The 22,781-nt window shown below is 69.1% G+C and carries 18 protein-coding genes; 6 read left to right on the top strand and 12 right to left on the bottom strand.

Features of this window, described 5'->3' with window-relative positions:
• Positions 1–62: 62 nt before the first annotated feature.
• Complete coding sequence (locus RWR81_RS07365; protein ID WP_314456396.1) at positions 63–1,043, top strand: hypothetical protein; 981 nt, start codon at positions 63–65, stop codon at positions 1,041–1,043.
• 37 nt (positions 1,044–1,080) lie between these two features.
• On the opposite strand, the gene RWR81_RS07360 is transcribed toward RWR81_RS07365, so the two are convergent.
• The 4 genes from RWR81_RS07360 to rbsK form a co-directional block, all read right to left on the bottom strand.
• Positions 1,081–3,234, bottom strand: a complete 2,154-nt coding sequence (locus RWR81_RS07360) for an ATP-dependent DNA helicase UvrD2 (RefSeq protein WP_314456394.1) — start codon at positions 3,232–3,234, stop codon at positions 1,081–1,083.
• Between the two features lie 190 nt (positions 3,235–3,424).
• On the bottom strand, positions 3,425–3,838 hold the full coding sequence (locus RWR81_RS07355; protein WP_314456392.1) for a hypothetical protein: 414 nt from the start codon (positions 3,836–3,838) through the stop codon (positions 3,425–3,427).
• A 193-nt stretch (positions 3,839–4,031) separates the two neighbouring features.
• Positions 4,032–5,147 carry an NAD(+) diphosphatase gene (gene nudC / locus RWR81_RS07350; RefSeq protein ID WP_314456390.1) on the bottom strand — a complete coding sequence of 372 codons (1,116 nt, stop codon included), beginning with the start codon at positions 5,145–5,147 and terminating at the stop codon, positions 4,032–4,034.
• Between the two features lie 169 nt (positions 5,148–5,316).
• Entirely contained in the window at positions 5,317–6,240 is a 924-nt protein-coding gene (gene rbsK, locus RWR81_RS07345; RefSeq protein WP_314456388.1) for a ribokinase, read from the bottom strand.
• A gap of 366 nt (positions 6,241–6,606) precedes the next feature.
• Between rbsK and RWR81_RS07340 the strand changes: the two genes are divergently transcribed.
• The 5 genes from RWR81_RS07340 to RWR81_RS07320 all read left to right on the top strand — a co-directional run bounded on the left by RWR81_RS07340 (position 6,607) and on the right by RWR81_RS07320 (position 11,907).
• Positions 6,607–7,830 (top strand): aminotransferase class V-fold PLP-dependent enzyme, encoded by a 1,224-nt coding sequence (locus tag RWR81_RS07340; RefSeq protein WP_314456386.1) that lies wholly within the window; start codon positions 6,607–6,609, stop codon positions 7,828–7,830.
• A 77-nt stretch (positions 7,831–7,907) separates the two neighbouring features.
• Positions 7,908–9,287, top strand: coding sequence for a histidine kinase (locus tag RWR81_RS07335; RefSeq protein WP_314456385.1), 1,380 nt, complete (start codon positions 7,908–7,910; stop codon positions 9,285–9,287).
• The gene (locus RWR81_RS07330) at positions 9,284–9,958 is read left to right on the top strand and encodes a response regulator transcription factor (protein ID WP_314456383.1); all 675 of its coding nucleotides are present in this window, start codon (positions 9,284–9,286) and stop codon (positions 9,956–9,958) included. Before RWR81_RS07335 ends, RWR81_RS07330 begins: the two co-directional genes overlap by 4 nt.
• Before the next feature lie 306 nt (positions 9,959–10,264).
• Positions 10,265–11,452 (top strand): tRNA 2-thiouridine(34) synthase MnmA, encoded by a 1,188-nt coding sequence (gene mnmA, locus RWR81_RS07325; protein ID WP_314456381.1) that lies wholly within the window; start codon positions 10,265–10,267, stop codon positions 11,450–11,452.
• Between the two features lie 146 nt (positions 11,453–11,598).
• Positions 11,599–11,907, top strand: coding sequence for an AbrB/MazE/SpoVT family DNA-binding domain-containing protein (locus tag RWR81_RS07320; protein WP_314456379.1), 309 nt, complete (start codon positions 11,599–11,601; stop codon positions 11,905–11,907).
• A gap of 45 nt (positions 11,908–11,952) precedes the next feature.
• On the opposite strand, the gene RWR81_RS07315 is transcribed toward RWR81_RS07320, so the two are convergent.
• The 8 genes from RWR81_RS07315 to RWR81_RS07280 form a co-directional block, all read right to left on the bottom strand.
• A complete protein-coding gene (locus RWR81_RS07315) occupies positions 11,953–12,768 on the bottom strand; it encodes a hypothetical protein (RefSeq protein ID WP_314456377.1) in 816 nt (271 codons plus the stop codon).
• Complete coding sequence (locus RWR81_RS07310; RefSeq protein WP_314456375.1) at positions 12,768–13,514, bottom strand: ABC transporter ATP-binding protein; 747 nt, start codon at positions 13,512–13,514, stop codon at positions 12,768–12,770. Before RWR81_RS07310 ends, RWR81_RS07315 begins: the two co-directional genes overlap by 1 nt.
• Positions 13,511–13,906 (bottom strand): GntR family transcriptional regulator, encoded by a 396-nt coding sequence (locus RWR81_RS07305; RefSeq protein WP_314456402.1) that lies wholly within the window; start codon positions 13,904–13,906, stop codon positions 13,511–13,513. Before RWR81_RS07305 ends, RWR81_RS07310 begins: the two co-directional genes overlap by 4 nt.
• Before the next feature lie 197 nt (positions 13,907–14,103).
• A complete protein-coding gene (locus tag RWR81_RS07300; protein ID WP_314456373.1) occupies positions 14,104–16,236 on the bottom strand; it encodes a DUF4132 domain-containing protein in 2,133 nt (710 codons plus the stop codon).
• A 271-nt stretch (positions 16,237–16,507) separates the two neighbouring features.
• Positions 16,508–16,840, bottom strand: a complete 333-nt coding sequence (locus tag RWR81_RS07295; RefSeq protein ID WP_314456371.1) for a hypothetical protein — start codon at positions 16,838–16,840, stop codon at positions 16,508–16,510.
• Positions 16,841–17,228: 388 nt separating this feature from the next.
• Positions 17,229–19,403, bottom strand: a complete 2,175-nt coding sequence (locus tag RWR81_RS07290; protein ID WP_314456370.1) for a hypothetical protein — start codon at positions 19,401–19,403, stop codon at positions 17,229–17,231.
• The gene (locus RWR81_RS07285; RefSeq protein WP_314456368.1) at positions 19,400–20,575 is read right to left on the bottom strand and encodes a VWA domain-containing protein; all 1,176 of its coding nucleotides are present in this window, start codon (positions 20,573–20,575) and stop codon (positions 19,400–19,402) included. The genes RWR81_RS07290 and RWR81_RS07285 overlap by 4 nt, the downstream gene beginning before the upstream one ends.
• The coding region (locus RWR81_RS07280; RefSeq protein WP_314456366.1) for a DUF5682 family protein at positions 20,572–22,781 on the bottom strand (2,210 nt) is incomplete at its 5' end. The genes RWR81_RS07285 and RWR81_RS07280, both read right to left, overlap by 4 nt.

The raw sequence follows: 22,781 nt of genomic DNA, 5'->3' as shown, positions 1-22,781 counted from the left end.
TTGGTCAAGACGTCTGGATCCTCGTGTCCTCACGCGGACACCGGAGGCCTGAAGGAGGCACGATGCGTATTCGAGGCGGGTGCGCCGTCCTGTGGCGTCAGCAGGGCGTCAGCCAGATCGGCACGAGTCCCGAGCGGCGCATCATTATCAATGATCTGAGTCTGGCCGAGCAACGACTGCTCGATGAGCTGGCACGCTCCTTGGAAGTCGGGGGCGTCTACCGGACCGCTCGGCGCAGCCGGGTACCGGTGGCGCGGGCACGTCAGATCGTGGAGGACCTGAAGCATCAGGGCATTGTGGTCCCCTCGACAGCCAGTGAGCCCGGTGGCGCCGACGGCGTCTACTGGGACCGGTTGGGAACTGACGCCAAGAGCCGCGCAACGGTCCTGTCCCAGACGATCCTGGCGGTTCACGGCATCAGTGCCCTGGCACAGGAGGCCGCCCTGTGGCTGGCAGAGGCCGGGGTGGGCACGATCCTGTCCACGCTGGCACCCAGGGACGGGGGCCTGGAGCCGCTCCTGTCGGCACGCTTCCCGGCGCTGAGGACGCGGGCGCCGCTGCGCACCCGGCCCGACGTCATGGTGACGGTGGACCCGCACGTGGTGGAACCGCTGCTCGCCCGCCGACTCGCTCAGGAGGGCATCATCCACCTGCCGGTGGTCGTCGGTGAGGCGGGGGTGCGCATCGGCCCGGTCCTGGGAGGTGGCGGCCCATGCGCGACCTGCCTGGATCTGTGGGAGCGGGACGCCGATCCGTGCTGGCCGGCGCTGGCCACGCAGATGCGCACCCTGCCCATGCCCGACGTCGAGCACCTGGTCCTGCACGAGTCGGCGGCGCTGACGGCCCGGGCCGCCATCGACACCATCCTGGGACGGGCGGCTTCCGTCAGCGATCCGGGGGACGGCTCCGGCCATGACGGCGACCCGCTCGGACGTTCCGCCACCTGGTGGGCCAGGCACTCGGCGGAGGTCACCGGCCAGGAGCCGCTGGGACGGCAGCGGGCCTGGGAGCGCCACCCGGAGTGCCTGTGCTCGCAGCTGTGAGCGTCGTCGAGTCGCGACGGCCACCGACTCACACTGTTCAGTCTCCGGCCTTGAAGTCCCGCAGAAGGGCGAGAACCTGACTGCCATACTCCTGGAGCTTGGTGGCGCCCACACCGTGGATGAGGGAGAGCCGTGGCAGGCTCGTCGGTTTGACGACGGCGATGTCCCGCAAGGTGGCGTCGGCGAAGACCGTGTAGGCGGGCCGGGAGCGCTCCTTGGCCACGTCTGAGCGCCAGGCCCTCAGCTCCTCGAACAGGGCAATGGTGCGTGGGTCGTTATTGGCCTCGAAGTCCGCGGCGGACTGCCGGGAGCGCTCCTTGGCGCTCTGACGGCTCTGACGCCGGGAGGTGCCGCGGGAGTCCTGCACGGCGGGCCACAGACCGTCCAGGAAACGGGAGGGTTTCCGGGCGGCCCGGCCTCCGGCGTTACGGGCGCGGGCGTAGGAGATGACGAGGTGCTCGCGCGCGCGGGTGACGCCGACGTAGAGCAGGCGCCGCTCCTCCTCGATGGCGGCCTGGCCCTCGGCCAGGGAGATCGGCAGAAGACCCTCGCAGACACCTGCGAGGATGACGGCGTCCCATTCCAGGCCCTTGGCGGCGTGCAGGGAGGACAGGGTGACGCCCTCGACGGTGGGGGCGTTCTGGGCGTCGGCGCGCTCGCGCAGCTCGGTGTGGAGGGCATCGAGGTCGGCGCCACGGTTCTGAGCCATCTCGTCGGCCAGTGCCACGAGCGCGTTGAGGGCGTCCCAGCGCTCGCGCACGGCCCCGCGGGGGGCGGGAGGCTCCTCGCTCCACCCCTCTCGGGACAGGACGGTGCGCACGTCCAGGCCGAGGTCACCGGTCAGAGTGGCCTTCTCGGTACGGGCGGCACCGAGGATGACGGCCATGGCGCGCTTGACCTCCTCGCGCTCGAAGAAGCGCTCTCCCCCGCGCACGAGGTAGCCGATCTGGGCTCCGGCCAGAGCCTGCTCGAAGACCTCGGACTGGGAGTTGGTCCGGTACAGGATCGCGATCTCGCTCAAGGGGACCCCGGCGGCCTGTAGGCGACGCACCTGGGCAACGGCCCCGGCGGCCTCGGCGGTGTCGTCGTCGTAGGTTGTGAAGCGTACGGCGGGGCCGCTGGGGCGCTGGGCGACCAGCTCGACGGCGCCTGCCGGCAGGTGCGGGCCGCCTCCTCCGCGCCGCGAACGGGAGAGGACCTGGTTGGCCAGGGAGACGACCTGCGGGGTGGAGCGGTAGTCGCGGCTCAGGCGCACGGTGCGGGCGCCCTCGTAGCGGGTGGTGAAGCCGGTCAGGAACGCGGGCGTGGCCCCGGTGAAGGAGTAGATGGTCTGGGAGACGTCGCCGACGACGCACAGCTGGCGGCGACGTCCCAGCCACAGGTCCAGCAGGCGCTGCTGGAGCGGGGAGACGTCCTGGTACTCGTCGACGACGAAGTGCTTGTACTGGCCGCGCACCTGGGAGGCGATGTCGTCTCGGTCCAGGAGGATGCCGATGGTCAGCAGGAGCACGTCCTCGAAGTCGATGACGCCGCGCTCGCTCTTGGCCTCCTCGTAGAGGGCCAGGACCTGAGCGACCGTGGCCGCCTCCTGCCCGGCCACGCCCGTACGGCCGGCGACGACGGCGACCTGGGCGTAGTCCTCGGGCAGGGTCATGGTGACCTTGGCCCACTCGATCTCGGCGGCCAGGTCCCGCACGGTGGCCCGGTCTGTGGGCAGGCCCAGGCGGCGGGCTGCGGCGCCGACCAGGGGCGCCTTCTGGACCTGGATGTCGGGACGGCGCCCGCCGATGGCGGTGGGCCAGAAGTAGGTGAGCTGACGCAGGGCGGCGGCGTGGAAGGTTCGGGCCTGGACCCCCGGGACGCCGAGGTCGGCAAGGCGCGAGCGCATCTCGCCGGCGGCGCGGGCGGTGAAGGTCACGGCCAGGACCTGGGTGGCCTGGTAGGCGCCGGTGGCCACGCCGTGGGCGATGCGGTAAGTAATGGCCCGGGTCTTGCCGGTGCCGGCGCCGGCCAGGACGCACAGGGGTCCTTCGAGGTGCTCGGCGACCTCGCGCTGGTCGGGATCGAGGGCCTCCAGGAGACCGGCGGCGTTCAGGCGGGCGCCGGGATGGGCATTGCGGGGGACGTCGGAGTGGGCCGGCTCGGGCACTGGCGAGCCGGTCGGGTCGGGGCGGGGGGTGGTCGGGCTCATCGGGACCAGCCTGCCACGGGTCGGTGACGAGAATCAGTGGCAGTGAGCCGACGCGATGGGAATCGACCGACACCGGGAGGATTCAACCGGTTCAACGCCTTAAGGGCTGTTCACGAACATACCAGTCATCTACGTTTACCCAGGCCAGCAACCATCCGTCTCATCCTTTGAATAAGCCTCTTTTTTATTATTAGCCCTTCTCGATCTTCTCGATATCGGAAGGCAGTGCGCTCCAATCCCAGTCCTTGACCCACGCCCCATCCTTCTCCACCACACGCGACGAGCCAATATCACTGGACAGCAGCCACAACACGTCGGCGTCCTCCTGCCACACCACCCCCACCGGGTGTGCGCTCATGAGATAACGCTGATCGTCGGTCCACACCACCTCACCCGCCGAATTCTTGATCACCGGGTACACATTGCGCCTCCCGTCGATCTCCTCCGCGAGAAACTCCGAGGTGTACCGCCCCGACGATGAGACTCGCATCTCTCCCTCGCGCAGCACCACAGAATCTCGTCCTCGCCCCTGGCAACCCACCAGACCGATAGCGATCACCACCACCGCGACCAGAGCCGCCCCCGCCTCGATCCATCGCCTCATCAGTACGGCCACCCCTTACCGCTTCCGCTCAGCACACCGCCATGAGCATCAACGACCACCGTTCCACTCCCTTCCCACCCGATATGGGAGGTGGAGAGATCAGCCTATCAGTGCTGGGAGCCCGGTAAATACATGTGATGCGGGGCCGTTCTGCTCCGAGTAGGCCCGGCCGGTGCACTGGACGCGGCCGGTGTCAACCGGCGATGGGGCCGCCGTACCAGTCCTCGATGAGGAGGCGGGCGATGGAGGTGGGGCCGGGCAGGAGGATGCTGCCGTCGGCGGCGCCCGCCATGAGCTCGTCGCGGGAGACGAGGCGGGCCTCGACGACCTCGTGGCCGTCGGGGCGGGGCCGGTCCTCGCCCGGGGCCAGTCGCGCCCGGCAGCCGAGCATGAGGGAACGAGGGAAGGGCCAGGGCTGGGAGGCGACATAGTCGACCTCGGCCACGCGCAGCCCGGTCTCCTCCCGCACCTCGCGGGCGACGGCCGCCTCGACGGACTCCCCGGCCTCGACGAAGCCGGCCACCACCGAGTAGCGCCGCGGCGCCCAGGTGGCACCGCGCACGAGGAGGAGGCGGTCGGAGGCATCGACGACCGTCATGATGACGGCGGGGTCTGTGCGCGGGAAGTGGACAGTGGCGCAGTCGCTGCACCGGCGAGCCCAACCGGCCTCGATGATCTCAGTGCGTCCGCCGCAGGCCGGGCAGTAGGCGGAGCGGGCGTGCCAGGCGGCCAGGGCGGTGGCGGTGGTGGCCAGGCCGGCGTCGCGGGCGGTCATCTGTGCACCCATGGCCCGCAGGGCGGACAGCGGGTAGCGCTCCAGCAGGCGGCGCAGGTCGGGATGGTCGACGACGATGCCCTCGGCGTCGGAGCCGGTGGCGGGCGGTTCGGGGGCGTCGGGGACCTCCAGGGCCGGGGGTACGACGACGGCGATCCAGCTGGGGCCGGCAGGTGCGCCGTCGTCGGAGAGCTCACGGCCCATGTAGAGGACGGTCAGGTCCGAGGCGCAGGTGGGGGCCGAGGCTCCGAGGTAGCCGGCGCGCAGGTCGGGCAGGCTCCAGCCACTGCGGGTACCGGGCCCCTCCCAGGCGGTGGCGCCGGGGCTGCCGATGAGGCTGGGCGGGGTGAGCCCGTCGTCGGGCAGGTCGGGGTGGACGGCGGGGCCGGTCAGGGCGACGCGGCCGCGGGCATCGACCAGCAGCAGCCGGGTCTCGGGGTCGACGGCGAGGCGCTCCAGCAGCCCGGGCTCGCTGCGCCGCTCAGCATCGCGGTCGGTGGCGGAGCGGGACAGGGCGAGCTGGTCGGTACGCATGGCCTTACTCTCCCATCCTGTGGTGCGACGTGCACATGGGCGCTCCTATACCGATAGGAGGAAAATATCGGCCTTCGGCGGCGCCCAGCCCCACCCAGTGGGCCGCAGCACCCGGGGGCCGGCGCAGATGTCCTGCGTCGACCCGTCATGCGGGGAGCATCGTGGATGGCTAGCCCCGCAGGATCTCCTCGAACTCCTCCTTGAAGGCGTAGGAGGACTGGGTGCCCCGTTTGGTCACCGAGTCCGCCGAGTAGCGGTTGGCCATCTCCAGGGAGGCGGCCGTATCGCCGGTGGAGACCAGGAAGTGGCTGAAGCAGCCGATGAAGGCGTCGCCCGCGCCGGTGGTGTCGCGCGCCTCGACCGCCACGCCGGGGATGAGCCGGTCCTCGGTGCGGGTCATCCACAGGGCGCCGCGCGAACCCAGGGTGACGATGACATTGGCGATGCCCACCTCCAGCAGGACCGCCGCGGCGTTGCGCACGTCGTCGAGGCTGTCCACGGGCATGCCGGTCAGTAGGGACAGCTCGCTCTCATTGGGCACGATGTACTGGCAGTCGCGCACCTTCTCCAGCTCCAGGTCGGGCTGGGCCGGGGCCGGGTTGAGCAGCACGGGGATGGAGTGGCGCTTGCCCAGGGCCACCGCCTCGTAGACGGTCTCCAGGGGGATCTCAAGCTGCAGGACGATGAGCCGACAGGCGGCGATCCGGTCCTCAGCACGACGCACATCCTGCGGACTGAGCAGGGCGTTGGCCCCCTTGACGATGAGGATGGAGTTGCGAGACTCCTCATCGACGAAGATGGGCGCCACCCCGCTGGCGGCCTCGGTGGACAGGACATGGGTGGTATCGATGCCGTTGCGCCGGTAGTTCTCGATGGTGCTCTGGGCGAAGAGGTCATTGCCGACCCGGGTGAGCATGAGCACGCGTGAGCCCAGCCTGGAGGCGCTGACCGCCTGGTTGGCGCCCTTGCCGCCGAAGCCCATGGCGAAGTCGGGCGCCTCCACGGTCTCGCCCTCGCTGGGCATGCGGGTGATATAGGTGATGAGATCCATGTTGCTGGACCCGATGACGGCGATGTCCTTGTCAGTTCGCATACCGTTTTCTCCAGGGTCCGAAGAGCAGGGGCTGAGCAGTGGTCGCTGGCGAGAGATGAGGTGCCGGGCGGCCGAAGCTAGACGAGCCCGGCGGGCTGTTGGACTCTGAGTATCAGTGAGTATCAGATGCGATCCTGCCACATCGGTTGTGTGGCCGTTGGTTGATCTCGACGCATGGGCCTGTGTCGGGGCGAGGCCGGCGGGAAAGCGTCCGTATGGGACGACTTTGACGGCAAGCCGGTCGAGGACCATCGACGTCTATGCGGGTCAGAGCGTTTCTGTATCGGTACCACACGAGAAAGCAGCATCAAAGTCTCCCATACGGACGAAATCCGGCTTGTCCGGGCTGAGGAATAGCCTGGGGGCGTGCGCACCTATCTCGATCACGCCGCCTCCAGCCCCATCCGCCCCGAGGTCGCCCGGCAGGTCGCTGAGGATCTGACCAGTGGCCTTGGGGGCTGGGCGAATCCGAGCGCGCAGCACACTGCGGGCAGGCGGGTGGGGGCGTTGCTGGCTGAGGCTCGTGCGCGCCTGGCATGCGCTCTGGGGGTGGATGCGCACGAGGTGTTGCTGACCTCCGGTGGTACGGAGGCCGATGCCCTGGTGGTCTCGGGCCGGGCGCGCGCGGTGCCGGGTGGAAGGCTGGTGATCTCGCCGATCGAGCACCCGGCGGTCCTCGACTCGGCGCGTACCGCCGCGGCCGAGCTGGATGCGGAGCTGAACCTTCTGGATGTCGACGGCGCCGGACGGGTGGTGCTCGACTCGGTGGCCCGGGCGGTGACGCAGGTAGCCGATGCAGGCCACTCCCCCGCTTCCCTCGTCTCCGTCATGACGGCGAACAATGAGACCGGAGTCGTCCAGGACATGGCGGCGCTGGTGAGGACCGTGCGGGAGACGAGCGGCGCCGGACGCCCGGATGCCCCCGGGTATGTACCGGTTCACTCCGATGCCGTGGCGGCGCTGGGGAAGGTCGCGGTGGACTTCCACGGCTGGGGCCTGGATGCGATGAGCCTGACCGGCCACAAGCTGGGGGCGCCGGTGGGCGTGGGCGCGCTGGTGCTTCGCCGCGACCTGGCGCTGACGCCGGCCACGGGAGGAGGCCGCCAGGAGCGGGGCATCCGCTCGGGTACGCAGGACGTGGTGGCGGCACGAGCACTGGCCCTGGCGGTGGAGCTGGCGGTCGCCGAGAGGGAGGAGCAGGAGAACCGGTTGACAGTGCTACGCCGCCGCCTCCTTGAGGGAGCGGAGGCACTTGCCGGGGTTCATGCCACGCTGCCCGGGGACGCCGATCATGTGGCCTCCACGGCGCACCTGTGGTTCGAGGAGGCCGACTTGGAGGCGCTGCTCATGGCCCTGGACCTGGCGGGGATCGATGCTTCAGCGGGGTCGGCCTGTCATGCCGGGGTCGCTCAGCCGAGCCACGTCCTTCTGGCGATGGGTTTCGAGGAGGGCCCGGCGCGCTCCACACTGCGCTGCTCCATGGGCCGAGACACGAACGCCGACGACGTCGACCGGCTGCTCGCCGCCCTGCCCGCTGCCCTGGAGGGGGCCAGGCGGGCCTGGACGGCGAGGAGGAGACCGAGCATCTGAGTACGTCTGAGACCTATGGGCGGCCCGAGCAGCCTCATCTTTGCCTCCTGCCCCGTCCCTTCTGCCATAGTGGGAGCATGCTCAGGCTGGTCAAGCGCTTCGCGATCCGCTCCGCCCAGGCCCTGGGCACCGCCTTTATTGCGTTCGTCACGTGGGAGGAAACCGGCTCCTGGGGCATCGCGGCAGGTGCCGTGCTGGCGTTGTTCGTCCTGCGGTGGCGCCGAGAGCGCCCCGATGCTGTCCTCGGCGTTCATTTCGCCCTGTACGCGCTCCAGCTCTGCGTCGCCGCAAAGCCCCAGCTACCCGCGGATATGGCGATCACTGTGTCTCTGTACTCGATAGGCCGGTGGGGCAAGCGGAGGCTCACACCCATGTGGGTCGCGGCCGTCTTCAGCGGCTCGGTGCTGGTGGCGTGGATATACCATCTGCGTGAGCCGGGCTCGGTGCCACTGTCCCAGTGGGCCGAGAACATGACACGAATATCCTTCGGACAGCTGTGCATCGCTGCGATTGCCTGGGGGCTGGGCAGGTTCATGAAGCAGCGCAGCCAGCTGCGAGCCAGCCGCCAGGCAGCGGAGGAGCAGCGACGGGCGGCGCGCGAGGCCGCGCTGCGCAACGAGATCGCCCGGGAGGTCCACGACGTCGTCGGGCACGCACTGGCCCTGATCGCCGTCCAGGCCGAGGCTGGTCGCTATCTGGCGGCGGGCTCCGAGGACATCGCCCTCCACCCCGCCGATCGCTTGGAGCAGGCGGCTCAAGCGCTCGGGAAGATCCGGACGACCGCGCGCTCAGCCTTGGCGGAGACTCGCAGCCTGACCCGTGCGCTGGCCGTTCCCCCACAACCGACAGAGCTCGGGGACACGCCGGAGCCCGCCGAGGCCCACGGGTCCCGACCCGCCTCCCCGGTCACTGACACACCGCTGCGTCCGGTCCCGGGACTCAAGGATCTGCCTCGGCTCGTTAACGATGTCCGCGCAACCGGCCTACCGGTCTCCTTGGCAGCCGACGATCAGCTGATGAGTCAGGAAGGTCGACAAGAAGGCTATGGCCTCCTCGGCACGCCGGTGGAGCTCGCTCTTTACCGGACGGTTCAGGAGTCTCTGACCAATGTGCTCAAGCACGCCGAAGCGGCTGCGGTCGACGTGAGGCTGGAGTACCGTGCGGACGGGATCGTGCTCACCATCGCCGACTATCCCGGCCCTTCTGGTTCTCAGACATCACCGCGGGCAGGCGAGGATCGCCTGAGTCTGGCGGATCATGGCGGCGTCTCGTCCGAGGCGGCGCCGGCAGGAACCGGCGGAGGCCAGGGGCTGGTGAACCTGCGCCAACGCCTGGAGGCGGTCGGAGGGACCCTGGAGGCAGGACCCCGCCCCGGGGGAGGATTCGTGGTACGCGCCCGTGTCCCCGTCGAGCCGTCGACATCAGTATTCGTGAATCCGAGAAGTGAGGCCACATGACTCAGCCGCTGCGCATCGCCCTGGTGGACGATCAGGACCTGGTCCGCTCCGGATTCCACATGATCCTTGACGCCCAGAAGGACATGAGCGTTGTCGGCCAGGCCTGCGACGGCATCGATGTTCTTCCCATGGTCAAGACCACTCACCCCGACATCGTCCTCATGGATATCAGGATGCCCACTCTCGACGGCATCTCCGCCACCCGCGCGGTTCTGGACACTCACCCCGATCTCAAGGTACTCATCCTGACCACCTTCGACCTGGACGACTACCTGGTCGCGGCGATGCAGGCGGGAGCCTCGGGCTTCCTGCTCAAGGACGCAACAGCACCCGAGCTCCTGGCCGGGATCCGCGCCGTCGCCCGGGGGGACTCGGTGGTGGCTCCCTCCGCCACGCGCCGGCTGCTGAAGCAGTGGTTCGCACCCACTGGACCAGTGGAAGCTCCTAGAGCACACTCCGGCTCCATCGAAGCACTGTCCGACAGGGAGAGGGAGATCCTCACATTGATAGGACGCGCTATGAGCAACAACGAGATCGCGCAGCACCTCGACCTTGCCGAGTCGACGATCAAGTCCCATATCAACCGGATACTGCACAAGCTGGAACTGAGAGACCGCGCCCAACTCATTGTGCTGGCCTATGAGAGCGGGCTTGTGCGCGTGGGCGAGTAACCCGACAGGGTGAGCGCTCTTAATCCGGTAGTGGCAATCAGCGAGGTCATTCTTGCCGGGGTACGAGCGAAGAGATCGTCGACGGCGATTGAAGAACGCCGAGCCTCGGCGCTGATCACTCAGGGTATCGGCGAAGTTGTGGGGGCCGGAGGCGTACTCGTCAGTCATCACGCCTCCTTCCTCGTCATCATCCCATGCAGGTCGCCGCAATACCCTTGGGCTCTCCCGGTTGCCCCGTCGACATCGACCTGCGGTAACCTGCCACGGCTGTCGTAACCGGTAACCGCTTGCCTGAAGGAGACCCCCGTGCGCGTCCTGGCCGCCCTGTCCGGCGGAGTCGACTCCGCCGTGGCCGCCGCGCGCGCCGTCGACGCCGGGCACGAGGTCGTGGGCGTCCACATGGCCCTGACCCGCAACCGCACCCTGACCCGCTCGGGCTCGCGCGGCTGCTGCTCCATCGAGGACTCCGCCGATGCCCGTTGGGCCGCCCAGATCCTGGGCATCCCCTTCTACGTGTGGGACCTGTCCGAGGAGTTCGAGGAGCGCGTCGTGGCCGACTTCCTCGACGAGTACCGCGCCGGCCGCACCCCCAACCCGTGCGTACGCTGCAACGAGCGCGTCAAGTTCGACGCCCTCCTGGAGCGCGGCCTGGCCCTGGGCTTCGACGCCGTCGCCACCGGTCACTACGCGCGCCTGAGCGGCGGCGCCGCTTCCGGTCGGCCCGGGGACACCACCGGCCTCACACTGCGCCGCGCCGTCGACACCGCCAAGGACCAGTCCTACGTCTTGGCGGTCTCAGGCCGCGAGGCTCTGGCCCATGCCCTCTTCCCCCTGGGTGAGGCCCTCTCCAAGGCTCGGGTGCGAGCCGAGGCCGAGGACCGTGGCCTGCCGGTGGCCTCCAAGCCGGACTCCTACGACATCTGCTTCGTGGCCGACGGCGACACCCGTGGCTTCCTGACCCGTTCACTCGGCGTCCACGAGGGCGCCATGGTCTCCCCCGACGGCGAGGTCCTGGGCACCCACCAGGGCTACTTCGGCTTCACCGTCGGCCAGCGCAAGGGCCTGGGCCTGTCCCGCCCGGCCGACGACGGCCGTCCCCGCTACGTCATCGAGACCCGTCCGACCACCAATGAGGTCGTCGTCGGTCCCGAGGAGCTGCTCAGCCGCACCACGATCGACGGCGACGGGCTCGTCCTTCTGGCCGAGCCCGAGCCGCTCACCGGTAGCCCGGCCGCCGGCGCCTCCGATCTCGACGGATCCCCCGCCGTCGGCTGGCAGGAGGCCAGCGTCCAGGTTCGCGCCCACGGCCGCCCGGTTCCAGCCCAGGTCCGCGTCGATGAGACCGCCGGCCTCCTGCATGCCTGGCTGGCCTCTCCCCTGCGTGGCGTCGCCGCAGGCCAGAGCCTGGTCATCTACGGAGGCGCCGATGGTGATCAGGTCCTCGCCCAAGCGACCGTCTCCTCTGAGCACGTCGCCGACCGAGCCGGCACCTGATCCCTCTCTGCCTCACACCGACCATCCGACCCCATGCAGCGCTAGGGCTCCCGCCGCGCCTCCTGCGCCCAAAAGGACTCACAAGGACTAGGGTTGAGGAAGGGGTCCGGCGCCCAGCAGGACCATCAGGAAAGGGACATCCCACCATGCCAGCCGATACGCCCGTCGATTCTCCGTCGGACACGCACCCCAGTCCCCCTCCTGCCCCCGCCGCTCCGAACCCGGAGCGCTATGTCGCCACCGTCAAGCTCGGCCCCAAGTCGCAGATCGTCATCCCCAAGGAGGTCCGGGAGATCTTCAATCTGTCCCCGGGGGACAATCTGCTCCTCCTGGCGGACCGCGCCCAGGGAATCGCCCTGATCAATCCGGCCGACTACGCCGATGTCGTTGCCGCCGCCTTCGACGCGGCGGCAACCAAGGCCGGCGGCGCAGCGATGCCCGGGGCCACGGCATAGTCACCGCGCCCCGGGCATCCGCCCACCGGGCTCATTCAGCCGCGTTCATCGCAGGCAGGTGTGCCGCTCGATCGCGCGCACCGCCCACCAGACCAGGATCGCAGCCACGATCGGTGCAGCCAATGCGGTACCGATTCCCACCAGGTGCGGGTCCTGGTCCGCTCGGACGGCCTCAATGAACTGCGGGAGCATCATGCGCCCCACGATCCGCCCACTGGTCATATCCAGCGACAGCGGTAGCAGCAACGTGGCGGCCAGGGCCACGACCTGGTTGACCGCGTAGAGGATGACCAGGCCGATCGCGGGTGCCCCGAAACCGAGCCGGTTCCAGCGTCCCTGCGCTCCAATGCTCATCACCGCTGCGACTTCGATGACCACGAGCACGTAGCTTTCCACCAGGACCAGGCCGCAGAACAGGACCGTGCCGGTTCCCATCTCGCTGATCATCTGACGCATCGGCTCGAGGTACTCCCCCAGCGTGATACCGAGCAGGTGCACGTAGGTGGCGAGCCAGCCGACACCCAGAGGCACCGACACCGCAACTGACACCAGCACCGCGATCACGGCGTACAGCGTCTTAGCGGCGAATATCACGCGCCCTTTAACCGGCAGAGTCATGGTGAGATAGCCGCGGGCGCCACACATGGATGCCCAGTACTCGATTCCGACCTGGGCGCCGACGACGACGGGTATGGCCAGGAGCGCCGCGAGCGAGCCCATGAGCAGCATCGAGGAGACCACGGGCAGCCTGAGCAGGCTCAGGAGCATGAAGCCGAAGGCGATGACCGCCATGATCCCCACGACTCCCGCATTGCGCCGAGCCTGGGTACGGGCCTCCTCCATGAGTAGTGTGGCGAACATCAGCGGTACTCCTTCCTGAACAGGGCGTCCAGGCTCATACCGCTTTCCTGGCGCAGGTCGTCGGCATCGCCCGCGAGCAGCAGGCGGCCGTCCTTGAGGAAGACGACGGAGTCAATGATGGGCTCGACGTCGGCGATGAGGTGGGTGGAGATGAGCATGAGGGCCTCGGAGTCGAAGTCTCGCAGGATGCCACTGAGGATGACGTCTCGGGCAGCGGGGTCGACTCCGGAGATCGGCTCGTCAAGGAGGTAGACGCGGGCGCGGCGGGACATGGCCAGGCTGATGCGCAGCTTCTCCCCCATGCCCTTACTCATCTCCTTGAGGGTGCGGTCAGTCGGCAGGTTGAAGAAGCGCACGAGCTCGGCGGCCTTGTCGGCGTCGAAGTCGGCGAAGAAACGCCGGTACTGGGCGATGGCTGCCGGAGCGGTCAGGTTGGAGGCCAGAAAGCTCGCGTCGGGTAGGAAGGACACGAGCGCCTTGGACTCGGGTCCGGGAGCGTGCCCGGCGATACGGGCCCGGCCGTCGTAGTCGGCCAGAACCCCGGCGAGGATCTTGAGCAGGGTGGTCTTGCCCGATCCGTTGGAGCCCATGAGGCCGATGATCCGCCCGGGTGGGAGCTCGAGACTCAGCTCGTCCAGCGCGGGTCGGCCCCGGTAGGTCTTGGTGAGGTTCTCAACGACGACCAGCGGGTCGGCGCCATCGAGGGCGGGAATGGTGGTGGGTCTGTTGGGGGCGTGTGCGCTCATGACGCATCTCCTGTTGTCTGATGGCCCTGTCGGTCCAGTGCCCACCAACGCTCGGTGAGGAGCGCCGCGGTCTGGTCCAGGTCCATGCCGATGGCGGTGAGAGTGTCGATGTAGGAGTCCGTGGCTCCGGAGGCGAGGCTCCGACGCACGGAGTTGATGGCACTCGACTTCGTGGTGACGAAGCGTCCAGCGGTCCGTTCTGTCGCGGTGAGCCCCTCACCGTCCAGCGCGCCCAGCGCCCGCTGAACGGTGTTGGGATTGACTCCGGTCTCCGCGGCGAGCTCGCGCACGCTGGGGATTTTGGAGCCCGGGGGCCACTGGCCGGAGACGATCCGGTGACGGAAGTCGTCCGCCAGCTGGACCCAGATCGGACGGGAGTCGTCGAGATCCATGGCTCTCCTGTCGCTTGGGGATGGGTAGCTGCTCATGAGCGCAGCACAGGCGATCTCGTCAGACCATCTGTATCACTGCACTAATACAGTGACACAAGTGGGAGTCGTCGTCAAGCCGAGCGGCCTCGAGCCCGCACTCGGACTCGAGGCCGCAGCTGCTAGTCGGGCAGCGCCGACCGCACCCTCCAGCAGGACGTTCAGTCTGGAGGGGCGACGATGGCGCGATAGTCGGCGTAGCACTCGGCAAGAAGCACAGGCGGCACCTGGCCCAGGGGCATCGCTCGACGTCCAGCGACCAGACTCAGGGGACCAGTGGTCACTACCTGATCCTCGCTCCACACGTCCACCCCATCGAAGTCGATGACGCTGCACAGGCCGATGACCGGGAAGTCCTTGAGGAACGTGCTGTACCAGTGGATGTTGGAGTCGGGCTCATAGCCGCGGGCCTTAGCCCGTTTGCGCAGGTCGCGGGCGACGACTCGTCTGCCCGCCCCGTCGTCGATGCCCCTTTGCCCCTTGTCCACCTGCGGAACCCGAGCCGAGAACTGGTCGAAGAGCGGAGCGACCTCATAGTCGACCAGGTGCTCCTGCCAGGCGGACATCTCCGCCTCGGTCATGAGCGTCCCGTGAGCCAGTCCGACCACGGCATCCGGGGGCAGCTCCAGTACGGCGTCGTCAGCGCCCAGAAGCTGGCCGTCCTCGGTGAGACGGAAGGCCCAGGTCTGGGGCGCCCCACCATCGGCTTCCGACTCAACGGACCTCACGCTCTCGTCCTGGCAACGGACCATCCAGACCAGACGAGCGGCCAGGTGCCGTGCCAGCGGGTGGTCGGCGAACAGTTCCCGCCACAGCGGAACCGGCCAGGAGCGCCCTACGCACATGGCCTCATACAGACGCCGGCTCTGGACCTTGAGGACGGCGGCCGCCTCCTTGCGCGCGAAGGTCAGGCGATGCCTGGTGTGCGCTACGAGCTCCCCGTCCTCGCTCTTGCGGGCGGCGGGCAGACTCTTGCGCGCGCGTCCGTCGGAGTCCGTCAGGACGATGGTCAGCTCCGGGGTCAGACGCCCCAGGAACTCACGCTCGCCGTAGGACAGGTGCAGCAGCCCGTCATCCCCGAAACCGGCCGTAGGGATACTGCGGTCACCGAGCTCGGCCTCACTCCAACCTCGCTCGGCGGCCACAGCCCGAGTGAGCAGATCGGCAAAGCCACGCACCTGCGGCAAGCGGTGCTGGGCCGCGGCCGAGACGATGACCTGCAGGGCCTCGGCGGACGGGTTCGCGGCAACGGCGGTCAGGACGGTCTCGGATTCGGCGCGCCATGTGGCGTGGCGGCTCAGTGCGCTCCTGGCAGCGGCGGCAAGACGCTCGCCCTCCATCCCGACGGCGAAGGCGAGCAGACCCTTGTTCTTCAGGCTCTCCCCCTTGACAGCCTCGCGGTTGTGGGCGACCCAGCGCTCGACGACGAAGGCACTCAGCTCGCGGGCGTCCGCCGCATCGAGCAGGCTCAGGTACAGCTCGATGGTGCCGGCCCCATCAGGGGTCTTGAGCCTGTACGCCTCGAGCACCCAGTGGCGCACGATGGCCGGGTCGAGCGGCGTCCCGTCAGCGAGCCTCACCTCGGGCATGGCCTCGAAGGGGAACCAGTCCAGGGCCATCGGAGGACGCTTCAGTCGCCGCTTGGGAAGGGTGAACGCCTCTGAGGTCACGAGATCACTGACGTCGTCACCGTAGACCTGGAGAGTGCGCAGCAGGGCGGCCCGCGCGAGACGGTCCTCCTCCTGGGCGCGGGCGGCGCGCAGCCGAGCGACGCCGTCGGGAATCGGCAGACCGGCCAGCCAGGACGCACCCACCCGGCGCACGTGCGCGATCGGACTCATCACTGCCTCAAGGGCCAGGTCCCCGGCCTCGGGGAAACCCGCCAGAAGCTTCTGGGCCAGCTCCCGATTGAACTCGGAGCGTCCCACGGCGACCTGCGCCAGGGCCGGCACCATGCTCTGGGGAACAGCCGGGAAGTGGGCGAGCGCGCAAAGCACTCGCGTCGCCGACGTGGAATCCTCCAGCAGGTCGCGGGCCCTTGCCAGGTCCTGGGCCATCCATGGCCAGGCGATCTCAGACTCACAGGTCCACAGGGCCCAGTCCCAGGTGATCATTCGCACCGCCTCGGGCGGATGCCCCGCCCGGACCAATGCGTCGGCGACGAGGCGCGGATCGGTGTCCCACGGCAGACCTTCCTCCAGGTGGCCGCGGGTGATGCTCCTGCTGACACGCTCGTCAGATACGTCCAGGGAGCGGCACAGCTCGTCGAGCGCCGCAGCGCGATCCTCAGACATGGGACTCACCGGGGGAACCACGACCGACGGAGTGTCGCCCGACTCCGATCCTCCCCCCTGTTCCACCTGCTTCACGACTTCCTGACTCGTGTCGTCGGACGGGCTCTGAAACCTGGGAGTGACCGGCATACCCGTATTGTGCCGTTTCCATGCAGTGTCGAGCGCGGAAACAACGACGCATTCTTCTGAGCATCGCGGATGGAGGCGAGCCCGAATAACTAGCCGATGATTGCCCCTGTATCACCGGCGCTCGGTTCGGGAAGGACCTGGGTCAGCCCCCGCCCCGAACCATGCCCTCGGACATGATCAGACCAACTTGGTCTTGTTCCCCAGTTCGGGTCGAATGCCCCCAGCGCAGCGAGGGCCGTGTAGTCCGCGTAGCACTCGGCCAGCAGTACCGGGGTACCAAGGACAGTGCGAGCGTCCGGTACCTGTTCCTGAGGGTGAGGTCGCGGGTGGCGCAGGTGATCTTGTCCTCGGGCAGGTAGGAGCCGGTGAACCGGATGGTGGCGCTCAGCCCGGCCGAGGTGAACTCCTTGACGTAGTCATCGAACCAGCTGCCGTCCACCGGGGCATCGTGCTCGTAGCCGCGTTTGGTAGCCATCACACGGAGCGCGAAAGTATCCGTGAGGTGCCCCTCCAGGTCTGTGAAGGCCTTCTGCCCGGGCTCGATCTTCCGGGGCGGTAGCCGTCAGCTGATCGAACAGAGGCGTCACCTCGTAGTCGGCCGGGTGCTCGCACCAGGCGCTGCGCCGAGTCTGGCTGAGTATGGTTCCGCGGGCGAGTGCGACGTCGGCGTCGGACAGCGCGATCCTGAGCTCAGGGGTCAGGCGCCCGATCAGCTCCCGGATCCCGTAGGACTGCAGGAGGCCGTCGTCGTCGATTCCTGTCGCCCTGCCTTGTCCGCGTGCTCCCCGTCAGTCCCGGCACCCGGGGCAGTGCTTCCCCGGCTCCGGCGAGCGGCACCGGTGATATCAGCGCGCTCAGTGGTATCAGAGCGTCAAGGCGTCGAGCCGGTCGACGACGGCGCAGGCCCGCAGCAGGGCACCGGGGCTCGGACGATCATCCACCTCGGCGAGCAGGGCCGTCAGGGCGGTGAGCTGGAGGTCATCTGCCATGCGAGCGCGCGTGCGCAGCACGTGCGCCACCATGCCCGTGGGTCGCATCGTCCCGGAGGCCGCGAGCGCGGTGAGCGCCTCGTGCACGTCCTGGGCCAGCGCCCGTATAGGCGTGCGATCCGCCCCGTTCTTATCCGGTGCTTGGGTGCGCATCCGGCTGAGCATCTGTTCCTTGCGTCTGTGCAATTGGCGGTACCCCCGGTTGGAGGCGCTGCGTGAAGCGGGGAAGGTGGCCGCCAGAAGGCTGAGCCGGTCATGCTCACACACGAAGACACCGGCTGGGCAGTCACCCTCGACGGTGATGGCCTGGATCTGAAGCTTGCGGGACAGCGCGTCGGAGACCATCTGCATCTCCCGACCGCCGACCTCCATAGTCAGCAGATGCCTGTGCCCATCGGTGCTCGTCACCGACCACAGGTAGTGCTGGTGGACCTCGTCGATGTCGATCGGTCCCAGGCCGTCCTGGCCAACCATGATCAGACGGACCCGGGGAACGGGGGCCTCGAAGCGGGCGGCCTCCGGCCCGAAGCCGATCCCCTGGAGTCGATCGGCCACAGCAGCCAGGTCGACGTCGTCGTAACTGGCCTCACCGCTGCGGCGAGTGACGGCAGTGTGGCTGGAGGGGGCCAGGGCACCGTCGGGCCGGCGCGCGGCCCCCGTCAGGCGCAAGGGGCCGGACAGAATGTTCCTCACCGAGGTGCCCCACAGGAGGATCGCATCCTCGGAATAGCGGAAGGCCGCGTCGACCCCGGCAGCTCGCCCGGTGGTGACTGCCTCCGGCCGGCCATTATCCAGATCCCAGAGTCTGATGGTCAGCCCTCGGCCTCCCGAAGGGCTCGTCCACCAGGTGGCGCCCAGTGGTAGCAGCAGGCCGGTCTCGGCCGTCTCGGTGTCGGCCGACCCGATGAGAGCGGGGGCGGGCGGGCCGGTGACGGCTGTGAGCGCCTGGGTCAGGGACCAGGCGGCGGCCAGGGCGCTGAGAACGGCGGCCTCGTCGACGGCGTCGTCACGCTCAGCGAGTGCTCGGAGCCTCCAGGCGGCGGAGGTCAGCAGCCGGGACAGCCGAGGCAGCTCCTCCAGACGGCTGACCTGGGCAAGGCGCTCGAGGTCGGTGGCGCTGCGGGGGCCGGCGTGTGAGATCCCCGCGGAGAGAACGGTCTCAATGGCGGTTGCGACCGTTGAGACGACGTCTCGCTTCCGGTCGCCGAGGGCGGCCTTCTCATCCGGCCACGGCCAGGGGCGGCCTGCGCGGGCGAAGAGCCGTATGACGGCCTGAAGACACCAGGCCGCGTTGGCGCCCGAGGAGTGGCGCCCTGAGACGATCATGCCCCGTGGTCCCAACCCCGCGATCACGACGATCTCGGGGGCATCGGGCCAGGTGATGCTCAGGCGTCCAGGAGCACTGGTCACGTCGGTGGCGGCGGCGAGCCGCCCCGGTGCGATCCCGGCCAGGGACGCCTGCGCTCGCCGCCGGGCCTCGGCCCCCAGCGACTTCTCGACGTCGACCGGCTCCCAGGCGAGGACCTCGTCCAGGACCGGGTCGCTTCCGCCCTCATGGGCAGGCGCCTCGGACAGCCGCGTCCCGGTGGGCTGCGCCTGAGACGCAGTGGGTCCCGTGGTCGCGTTGACAGCGCTGCTGTCCTCGGCGGTCCCGCCGCGGTTAACGGCCTCGCGCATCCACAGGCAGGCGGCGAGGACGTGCAGGCAGATGCCGGCCACGGGGCAGGGACAGCGTGCGTCCTGGGGCCCGGCGGCCGTCAGGGTGACCGGGACCGGTGGTCGGCCGACGCCGATGGTCACTACCCCGGGTACTGGCTGCGACACCGCTTCGGGGGCAGTGGGTCCGTTGACGGGCTCAACCCGGCCGGCGGCCAGCTCGGCGCGTCCGCGACGCAGCAGGCCCCGGTTGCCCAGGGCGATCAGGGCAACATCGTCAAGCGCACCGTAGACAGAGAAAGCAGCGGCCGAAGAGCCGCCACAAACCTCCAGGGCCTGTGAGGCATCGGGGGCGCTGGCAGAGACTTGAGTCCGGTCGGTCCGCTCGTTCATGCAGTCATCTCCGCCAACCAGGAGGCGAAGCGGTCCGGGGTCATGGCGGCGATCCTCATGCCGACCTCGGCCAAGCGCTCGGCGACGTCATGGTCATACCAGTCGCGGCCCTCATCGTTCAAGGAGGCCAGCCCCAGCACGGTGACGCCCTGCGCCACCAGGTCACGCACCCGTTTGACGAGGGTGGACACCGATCCGCCCTCCTCGAAGTCACTGATGACCGTCACAATCGTCCGGCTGGGGCTGATCACCGTTCCAGCGGCGTAGCCGACGGCGTTGGCAATGTCCGTTCCGCCTCCCAGCTGGCTGGTCATGAGTACCTCGACGGGATCGTGAACCGCGTGGCTGAGGTCGACGACGGTGGTGTCGAAGACGGCCAGTCGTACGGACAGGCCGGGAAGACCTGCAAGGATCGAGGCCATGACGGCACTGTGGAGCAGGCAGGAGGCCATGGAGGCGGACTGGTCCACCAGGATGATGACGTCCCAGGTCAGGTTGCGTCTTCTCTGGCGGGACACGAAACGCACGTCCTCGACGATCATGCGGCCGGCGCCTGGGTCCATGTTGCCCAGGTTCGCGGCAATGGTGCGACGCCAGTCGAAGTTGCGCGCCAAGGCATGAGGACTGTTGCTGCGCCGACGAGATCCGCTCAGGGCCGTCGTCACGGGGTACTGCAGGCGCTCCATGATGTCGGCGACGATCCGGGCGATGAGGGCACGTAGCCCGTCGGTGAGCCTGGGCGAGATCGTCCCTTTGATGCGCAGCAGCGCGGCCCCGAGCTCGGGACTGGTGTCGATGGCCTCGATGGCTTCCGGGGCGTCCAGCAGCTCGGCGAGCCCGTACCGGGTCAGGGCGTCGCTCTCGAGGCGTTGCAGGGTGGAGGCCGGGAAGAGCCTACGGGCGTCCTCGAGCCAGTCGACCGCCCGTATGACCGGCGGTCCCAGGGTGGCTCTCGTCCCGTCACCACCTCCTGCGCCCAGCCGGTGCCCACGGCCCGTGTACTCGCGGTCATAGATGTAGCCCAGCACGTCATCGAGGTCGGCTTCCTGGTGCCTGCGCGGCAGATTCGGCTCGGCGTATCGGCCAAGCACCATGCGCCAGCGACGTGCTACCAGGCCACCACCCGACCCTTTCCAGCAGGCGGAGGCGTTCAACGGCGTACCGCTCGTCATCCCGCCCACTCCCCCAGTCCGTCACGCACCAGGGAGGCGACCAGATCCCGTTCGAGCTGAGCCCCGAGCGCGGCGTGGGCCGGATCCACGTTCCAGACGGTATCGAGATCGGAGGCGGCAGCCCCGACGAGTTGTGCCACCATCCCCGCCAGGCGATGGGTCTCCACGGGCCTCAGCGTGGTGAAGGCCCGGCGCAAGTCGGGCAGAGCGGCGACAAAGGCCTGATCATCAAGGTCAGCCAGCGCCCCGGTGACGGCCTCGACGGCGTCGGGAGAGTGCAGGAGCACGTCCGGGGCGGATCGCACCAGGCCCACAATGAAGTCTGCGGCCCGTGTCGGATCCGCACCCACCGCGAGATGAGTAACGACGGCGCGCACCGCCTCCTCCTCGCTCAGTACCCTGACGGAGGCCGCGATGCCGGTGGCACAGCCGACAAGAACCGCGGCTGCGTCGCGGCTTCGACGCAGAACCTCGATCTCACGCAGTACTGCCCGGAAGCCGGCGCCGTGGGCGGTCTCGCCTACGAACTCGTCATCGGCAGCTGATCTGATGATGAGGTCTCGTACCGAGATGAGGGCATCAACGGCATGGGGCGCCTCCTGGTTCTCCAGGCCGACCAGATCGGAAACACGCCGGGCGATCATGGCGTCGCCTCGGTGCAGAATGGATCGGATCCGGGCACCAGCATGGTCCAGGCGCAGGCGGGACGTGGACTCGATCAGGCCCGCCAGCCGGTGCAGGGCCTCGACAAGCTCCCCCAAGTTGCTGAGCCGCCCGAGGCTGTTCTCAAGGCGGTCGCAGACGTCGCCTGCCTCGGCGTCGAGCCCCATGACCGCCAGCTCACTGACCAGGGTGGCCAGGGTGTCGGCGTCGAGCTCACCGGTGAGTCGCTCGGCCAGGCGGGCACGGATCAGGACGTCGAGATCAGGCGCCTCCTGGGCCGCGCGCACGAGTGCGGCCTCCACCATGGGGGTCCAGGCGTAAACCCATTCCTCGAGGAACTGGCCCATGCCGGTGCCGGCGACGAGGTCGGCCCCTGAGATCTGGTGGGCGAAGCCGGAGCCGACGAAGCGCAGGCGGGCGAGCAGCTCGCGGCGCTCACGGTGGCGAGGTCGGCGGCTGGTGTCGAGGCTGACGCGATGCTCGACGGCGTCATCGATGATGAAGCGCGCGGCGCGCAGACGGTCGCGCACCTGAGAGACCAGCGGTGGAACGGCGGTGCCCTCGGGGACGTACCCGGCGTCGGAGGCGGCCAGGACGGAGGCGACGGCGGCCCCCAGATTGCCCGAAAGCCCGGTTTCGTCCTTGACCAGGCAGCTGGTGAGGGCGTCAAGGATGTCGCAGCGTCCGGGCCATGCCCGGTCGCGTAGCGCGGCCAGTCGCATGGCTTGCTCCACGGTGGCCAGCACCTGGGCGGTCCCCAGCGGTTCGCCGAGCTCGCGCAGGGCGGTGGCGACGTCGATAACCACGGCCGTGGCGAAGGCTCGGGCGGCCCCAGCCGGCTCTGGGACAGGCCGGGCAGTCCGCCGCTTGGCCCGTCGAGAGCCTGCGCCGCTGCCCGCGAGCGGACTGGCCCCGGTGCGGGCCCGCCAGGCTCGCTGCCACAGGCCCGGTGAGGGCATGCCGGCGCCGTACCCGCGCAGGGCGTCGAGACGAGCAAGGTCGTAGCGGATGAGCCATGCCGGCCCGCCGGGCTGGGGCTGCGGCTCAGGCAACCAGGCGGCGTGCTCTGTCGCGTCGAGGCAGTCGAGCAGTGCCATGGTGTGAAAGCCGCCGGTGACGACCACGACCGGGGCAGCCGGAACAGCGGTGCCCTTCTCACTGACACCGATCGACGCAGATGATTCTGGCAGGTGCCGTCTCAGGGCGGCCGCCATGACGGCCTCGCGGGCGTGGGTGCCGTCAGCATCGAGGACCTCGCGCTCGACATCGAGCCGGGCCAGTCCCGACCAGGCCAGTGTGTCGGAGAAGAAGCCCCGCCAGGCGCGGATATCGGCGGTGGCGCGGTCCTCGAAGAGGTGCTCCCAGACCTCGTCGTGGTCCCGGCAGCCCAGGCGCCGGGCGAGGGCGTCCAGGCTGCGCGAGCGCGCCAGGTACCGCTCGGCCTGCAGGGTGCGGGCGACGCCGCCCCGAGCGTCGTCGCGGGGATCGTCATCATCTCGAAGGCAGGCGCTGCGGTCGATGAAGACGGCCTCGGCCCCGTGCT

This window comes from uncultured Actinomyces sp., from assembly GCF_963526355.1.
Lineage (GTDB): Bacteria > Actinomycetota > Actinomycetes > Actinomycetales > Actinomycetaceae > Actinomyces.
This window is presented reverse-complemented; position numbering and strand designations above follow the sequence as displayed.